Source organism: Dialister sp. UBA1703 (assembly GCA_002320515.1).
In the GTDB taxonomy this organism is placed as follows: domain Bacteria; phylum Bacillota; class Negativicutes; order Veillonellales; family Dialisteraceae; genus Dialister.
Map to the genome: position 1 here is coordinate 1 of DCJJ01000175.1, position 6338 is coordinate 6338.

Below are 6338 nucleotides of genomic sequence, written 5' to 3' on the forward strand. Positions count from 1 at the left end.
GCTCGCTATTCGCGTCGTCCCATTCCTTGTATTGCATAAAAATTCATGAATAAAAGGGGACAGTGATTTAATCAGCGCTTCCCTGGCTCAGGCTGATATGGTACGAAAAAAGGGGCTGTGAAAAAATGTAAATCATTTTTTCACAGCCCCTTTATATAATAAGGTTTTATCATACTGGCGCCTTCTATATTTTTAAGGCGCCCACCACAACCCTCACGGCCACAGGCCGTGTCAGACCTGAGAACCTTTGGGCTATGCCCCGAAGGCCCTCAGCCGTGAAGCGGCTGGCCCCATTTCCCCCTGCGCCTTTTTCCTATTTGTGCTAAAATAGTATGGGTAAATTCGCTGATTCTATTTCATTGAGGGAGGCCATTATGCAGATTCATATTACTGATCATCCGCTGATTCAGCACAAGCTGACCATTATGCGTTCCAAGGACACCAGCTCCGGGGAGTTCCGCCGTCTTTTGAAGGAAATCACCCTTCTTATGGGCTACGAGCTCACCAGGGATCTGCCGCTGGAGGATATTGAAATCGAGACGCCGCTGGAGAAGGCCCGGGGCAAACGGGTAGCTGGCAAGAAGGTAGGGATCGTTCCTATTCTCCGCGCCGGTTTCGGCATGGTGGACGGTCTTCTTGACCTCATGCCTTCCGCCCGTGTCGGTGTCATCGGTCTGTACCGCGACCCGGAAACCGCCAAGCCGGTGGAGTATTACTGCAAGCTGCCGGATGTGGAAAACCGTGATTTCATCCTGGTGGACCCCATGCTGGCTACCGGCGGCAGTGCGGTGGCTGCCATCGATATGATGAAGGCCCGGGGCGTGAAGAATATCAAGTTCATGTGTCTCGTAGCCGCTCCGGAAGGGGTGGAGGTCGTGAACAACGCGCACCCCGATGTGCCGATTTTCACCGCTTCTCTGGATCGCCAGCTGAATGACCACAAGTACATTCTCCCCGGTCTGGGAGATGCAGGGGACCGCATTTTCGGAACGAAGTAAAATCTATATCATGAGAAAGCCCGGCGTGCCGGGCTTTTTTCACCCCTGTTTTTGCAGAAGGAGGGATATGTATGCCTTTTTTCATTTCGCGGGACGATATTACCACCCTGAAAACCGACGCCATCGTGAATGCAGGAAATCGGGAGCTCCGAATGGGCGGCGGGGTGTGCGGCGCTATTTTCAAGGCGGCCGGCGCTGAGGAGATGGAAAGGGCCCTTCAAGGCCTGGGCCCCATCAGCATCGGCGATGCGGTGGCAACGCCGGGATTTGCCCTGCCTGCCCGGTATGTCATCCACACGGCTGGCCCCATTTACCACGGGAGGAAAGAGGAGCGGGATCTTCTGGCATCCTGTTATCGAAACAGTCTCCTGCTGGCGGAAAAAATGCACCTTTCATCCGTCGCTTTCCCTCTGATTTCCTCCGGCATTTACGGCTATCCCGTGGAGGAAGCGGAGCAGGTGGCATTGGATGCCATCCTCAGCTTTTTGGAAACCCACAACATGACGGTATACCTGATTATCCTGAAGGAAAGGGCTCGAAAGGCCATGGTCTACAGCAGGCTGTCCTATTTCCTGCAATCCCATGAGGATATGGAGCCGGCATTCGGAATTTCTATCCCTTCCAAAGCGCCGGCCGTTGAACGGGACTCCCCATGCTTTGACGTCCTTGCAGATGAAGCACCGGCACAGAGAACTCGCCGCCGGAAAAAAGGGCCCCGCAAAGCACCGGTCCATGACCTGCCCCTCCCTGCGTCCGGTCCCATTCCCGATGAATTTCTTCGCACCGAAGAGTCTTTTTCCCATGCCCTTCTCCGCATGATTGATGAAAAGGGGCTCACGGATTCTGAGGTCTACAAGGGCGCCAATCTGGACAGAAGGCTTTTCTCTAAAATCAGGTCTAATGAAAACTACAAGCCCCGGAAGAATACCATCCTTGCCCTGGCTGTTTCCATGGACCTTTCGGTGGAGGAAACGGAAAATCTTCTGAAAAAGGCGGGCTACACCCTGTCAAGAAGCCTCACAGGAGACCTCATCGTCCTTTTCTACCTGCAGCGGGGAAAACCGGATATTTATGAAATCAACGAGGCTCTTTTCCACTTCCACCAGCCCCAGCTGGGAAGTGCGTTATAACAAAAAGACTGTGAAAAGATAATTCCCATTTTTTCACAGTCTTTTTGTTATGAAATTTCCTATACGGCATGAAGCAGTGGCGTTTCAACGCGGCAGGAAACTATCCGGCAGGAGATTTCTCGATTCCTTTTCACTGACTCCATGAAGCATATGCGTCAATTCGCCGCTGACCTCCGCTCGAAATGACAGGGAGCGGGAAAGCACTGTGCGTCATAAGCTACCAGGGACGAATGACGCACGTACTCTCCCTGCTTCATTGTTATTTCGACCGCAGCGAAGTGAGTGGAGAAATCTCACTCCCGAGTGGAACGACCCCCATTGTGGCAGGAGATTTCTCGACTCAGAGTTTCAATAGAGCTCATTTGCCTTTCCCCTCATCACGACATACAGCCCCGCTCGAAATGACAGGGAGCGGGAAAGCACTGTGCGTCATAAGCTGCCAGGGACGAATGACGCACGTACTCTCCCTGCTTCATTGTTATTTCGACCGCAGCGAAGTGAGTGGAGAAATCTCACTCCCGAGTGGAACGACCCCCATTGTGGCAGGAGATTTCTCGACTCCCTTTCACTGACTCCATGAAGCATATGCGTCAATTCGCCGCTGACCTCCGCTCGAAATGACAGGGGACGGGAAAGCACTGTGCGTCATAAGCAGCAGAAAGCCCTTTCCAACAGCTTATTTCATTCCTTTCCGTATGGCTTCCAGGCACTCATCCACAATGACCATGTTTTTGGCAATGCCCGCCGGGGTGCGCTGGAAGGCGTAGGCACGGTCTTCGTCGATGCCCATGCGGTCTGCCGTTTCTTTCACGTCAATGTCGGCGCCGGAGAAGATGAAGGTCCAGCCCATTTCCTTTGCTGATAAGCCTGTGGATATCATTCCAGCTGAAGCGGGTGCTTGCGTTTTCACAGCCGTCGGTGGTAATGAAGAAAACCACATGGTCCGGGCGGGCGTCCTTCGGTTTGTGGGAAAGGAGCTTTTCCATTCTCCGGATACTGAGCCCCACGGCATCCAGCATGGCGGTGCATCCGCCTGCCACATAGTCCTTTTCTGTCATCGGCGGCACGTGGCTGATATCCTCCCGGTCGTAGACCATATCCATGGTCTGGTTAAAAAGAACGACGGTCAGATAACAGGTGCCAGGCAGCTTCTTCTGCTTTTCTATCATGCCGTTGAAGCTGCCGATGGTGTCCGATTCAAATCCCGACATGGAGCCGCTCCTGTCAATAATGCATACCAGTTCTGTCATTCCCTGCTTCATAGTTCTCAGTCCTTTCTGAAATATTGGTATCTCTGTACGTATGATAGCAGAAAAAAAGGCACCGATGGTCGCCCGGGAAGCGACATATACCGGTGCCTTGAAAGATGATGGGATTCCTGTCCGACATGAGACGATGGTACTTCACAGCGGCAGGAAACTGTTTGCAAAAAGTTTCCTATCCGACTTGACGCTATAGCAAAACATCAGGGCAGGAAACTATTCGGCCGGAGATTTCTCGACTTCTCTGGAATGACGGTAAGGCGTCTGACCTTCTGACCGTCTGATTGTCTGACATCCCCGCCTATTTCTCCACAACTGTCAGCGTATGACCATTGGTCACGATTTTTCCTTCGTTGTGAAGGGTATGGACGGTGGAATCGGCGGTCATGTTCCAGGTGGCTCCTTTTTCGATGGTGAGGTCTGCGCCTGCGTCTTCATTGCTTCCCTTGTCATTTTTCTCCTGAAGCAGGGCGCCGTCCCAGCGGGAGTTTTTGCCGAGGGTCATGGCCAGGTGGGAAATGGAATCCACCAGGATATTTCCTTCCATCTGCTGGTTTTGCACGGTGAAACGGGCTTTGCCCCCATTGGCGCCTGCCTTTCCCCAGCCCCGGGAGCCGCTGTTTCCGGAGATCCGAAGAAGAGCGCCTTCAGGATCTTCGTTTTGGATTTTTACATTATCCAGATGGATGGTGCAGTCCGTATTGGTGACGTAGAAAACATCCCCTTTATGGGACAGGAGGCTTCCCCCTTCCATGGAGAAGGCGGAGGTTCCTTCTTCCGCATCACCACTCATGGACTGGTAAATCATGACGGTGTGCACGTTTTCTTCCTTGATGGTTTCCTTTCCCATCAGCCGGGTTTCTGCCATATTTCCTTCCATGCGGCAGTTTTTGAGGGCAATGCTGTTTTTCCCTTCAATCACAGCCCCTTCGGAGCGGGAAGCGGAAAGGTCGGCCCCCTCTATCGAAATATCTGCAGTGGAGTAAACGGCCGGCGAGCCGTATCCTTCGGTGCGGAAGGTGCCTCCTTTCACCAGCACCGTGCCGCCGCCCCGGTCGGAGCGGATGGCGGCGGAAGAATTGCCGGCGGTGGAAACGGTGACGTTTTCCGCCTCCATGAGAGCGCCGCCGGTGGTCTGCAGGCCGCCGGAGTGGCTGCCTTCGGTGGTAATGGTCACATTCTTTGCTGAAATCATGGTGCCCTTACCGTAGCTGAAAAGGCCGTTGCCATTGAGAGCGGCGCTGTGGACAGCCGAGTCCTCCACTGTCACCCGGGCGCCGCCGGTGGCCAGAAGGGCCGCATTCATGCCGTAAAAATCACCGCCTTCTGTGCTGGAGGAGTTTCCTTCCTCTTTCATGATTTCCACATTTTTCAATGTCACCAAAGCGCCGGTGACGCGAAGAGCGTTTTCATCGTTGCCGGTGGATCCGAAGACCTGATTTTCCAGCACGCCCTTTTCCGTCACATTTCTGGCGGCGCTGCCCTGGGTGATGTGGTCCGGCGGATTGAAGCCGGGTGGCGGCGTCATTGGCTCTCCCTGCGGAGGCCGGGGCGCCTGCTTTGCGTTGTCTGCAGGGACCGCCACTTTGGTAATGGTAATATCCTCTACCCGGTTCTGCAGATTCCAGGTCATGGCATCGGAAAAACGCTTGGGCAGGATATTGTCCTTATTGTCCGCCGCCTGGGCCGGGCCGGCAGACAGAAGAAGGGCACAGGCCAGAAGGACTGTCAATTTATATTTCATAGAACTCACTCCTTATGCTGCATAACTGTCTGTATTATATCATACTGGCCATGGCCCCATTTCAGGGATATAATGGTATCACTACGATTCAAAAAGGGAGATGGTTTACATGACCGAATACAAAAAGGGGCTCCTGGCAGCCCTTTCCTGCTACATCATCTGGGGCGTGCTTCCTCTGTACTGGAAGCTTCTGGAAGGCACCGGCGCCTATGAAATCCTGGCGCACCGCATTATCTGGTCTTTCGTCTTCATGACCATCCTCCTTGGGGTCCTGGGCATGGGGCCCCTTCTGACCTCCACCATCCGGGATTTCCTCCATCACCGAACGAAGGGACTTCTCATGGTATCCGCCTCCCTTCTCATCACCGCCAACTGGTGCATTTTCATCTGGGCCGTCACCCATGACCACATCGTGGACTCCAGCTTCGGATACTATATCAATCCCCTGGTGAGCGTGCTTCTCGGCGTCTTCCTCTTCCATGAAAGGCTGTCCAGGCTGAAATGGGCCTCCATCGCCATCGCCTTTCTGGGCATTACCGGCATGTCTCTCCAGCTGGGCCGCCTGCCCCTGGTATCGGTGGGCCTGGCTCTCACCTTCGCCCTTTACGGCGCCGCCAAGAAAAAGCTCCACATCAATCCTTTCATCAGTATCACCCTGGAAACCCTGCTGGTACTGCCCATGGCCCTGGGATATGCCCTGTGGCTCTATGCGTCCGGAGAGGGCCACTTCCTTGCAGGAAGCAGCATGACCGACTGGCTCTTCGTAGGTGCCGGCATCGTCACCGCCACGCCGCTGGTGCTTTTCTCCACCGGCGCCAACCATCTCCCCCTGAACGTCCTGGGCTTCTGCCAGTACCTCTCCCCCAGCCTGTCCCTGCTTCTGGGCATCTTCCTCTACCACGAACCCTTCAGCATGGTGCAGCTTACGGGCTTTGCCACCATCTGGACGGCACTTCTGGTGTTCTCTGTTTCCGATTTCAGGGAGCAGCGGAGAAAAGATTCTTAATATGGAACCACTCTGCGGCCCGGGTCCATTGGACACACCTTCGGTGTGAAGGTTCAAGCGCCTTCGGCGCTCGGGTTCAAAAGGTTCAGAGGGTTCAAAGGGGAAGGTTGACGGGGCTTCGCCCCGAGGGTTGTGGCCGCCTGTCGGCGGCAGGTTGTGTAAAAGGGCTCTAGGGAAGCACTGATTAATTCATAGAAT

The 6338-nt window shown here is 54.3% G+C and carries 6 protein-coding genes; 3 read left to right on the forward strand and 3 right to left on the reverse strand.

Annotated features, from left to right (window positions below; genetic code table 11):
• Positions 1 to 374 precede the first annotated feature (374 nt).
• Positions 375 to 998 carry a uracil phosphoribosyltransferase gene (upp, locus tag B2Y11_RS08620; RefSeq protein WP_291058051.1) on the forward strand — a complete coding sequence of 208 codons (624 nt, stop codon included), beginning with the start codon at positions 375 to 377 and terminating at the stop codon, positions 996 to 998.
• Positions 999 to 1069: 71 nt separating this feature from the next.
• On the forward strand, positions 1070 to 2128 hold the full coding sequence (locus B2Y11_RS08625) for a macro domain-containing protein (protein ID WP_291058052.1): 1059 nt from the start codon (positions 1070 to 1072) through the stop codon (positions 2126 to 2128).
• Positions 2129 to 2804: 676 nt separating this feature from the next.
• Here B2Y11_RS08625 and B2Y11_RS08630 read toward each other — a convergent pair.
• From B2Y11_RS08630 to B2Y11_RS08640, 3 genes are all read right to left on the reverse strand, one after another.
• Positions 2805 to 2978 carry a hypothetical protein gene (locus B2Y11_RS08630; protein ID WP_291058053.1) on the reverse strand — a complete coding sequence of 58 codons (174 nt, stop codon included), beginning with the start codon at positions 2976 to 2978 and terminating at the stop codon, positions 2805 to 2807.
• The gene (locus tag B2Y11_RS08635; RefSeq protein WP_291058054.1) at positions 2941 to 3378 is read right to left on the reverse strand and encodes a vWA domain-containing protein; all 438 of its coding nucleotides are present in this window, start codon (positions 3376 to 3378) and stop codon (positions 2941 to 2943) included. Before B2Y11_RS08635 ends, B2Y11_RS08630 begins: the two co-directional genes overlap by 38 nt.
• A 313-nt stretch (positions 3379 to 3691) precedes the next feature.
• Positions 3692 to 5134, reverse strand: a complete 1443-nt coding sequence (locus B2Y11_RS08640) for a hypothetical protein (protein ID WP_291058055.1) — start codon at positions 5132 to 5134, stop codon at positions 3692 to 3694.
• Between the two features lie 109 nt (positions 5135 to 5243).
• On the opposite strand from B2Y11_RS08640, the gene rarD reads away from it, so the two are divergent.
• Complete coding sequence (gene rarD, locus B2Y11_RS08645) at positions 5244 to 6140, forward strand: EamA family transporter RarD (protein ID WP_291058056.1); 897 nt, start codon at positions 5244 to 5246, stop codon at positions 6138 to 6140.
• Positions 6141 to 6338 lie beyond the last annotated feature (198 nt).

What these genes read in the sequence shown, in the direction of transcription:
- upp (WP_291058051.1), top strand. Translation starts at nt 375, where the DNA reads ATGCAGATTCATATTACTGATCATCCGCTGATTCAGCACAAGCTGACC.
- B2Y11_RS08625 (WP_291058052.1), top strand. Translation starts at nt 1,070, where the DNA reads ATGCCTTTTTTCATTTCGCGGGACGATATTACCACCCTGAAAACCGAC.
- B2Y11_RS08630 (WP_291058053.1), bottom strand. Translation starts at nt 2,978, where the DNA reads ATGGGCTGGACCTTCATCTTCTCCGGCGCCGACATTGACGTGAAAGAA.
- B2Y11_RS08635 (WP_291058054.1), bottom strand. Translation starts at nt 3,378, where the DNA reads ATGACAGAACTGGTATGCATTATTGACAGGAGCGGCTCCATGTCGGGA.
- B2Y11_RS08640 (WP_291058055.1), bottom strand. Translation starts at nt 5,134, where the DNA reads ATGAAATATAAATTGACAGTCCTTCTGGCCTGTGCCCTTCTTCTGTCT.
- rarD (WP_291058056.1), top strand. Translation starts at nt 5,244, where the DNA reads ATGACCGAATACAAAAAGGGGCTCCTGGCAGCCCTTTCCTGCTACATC.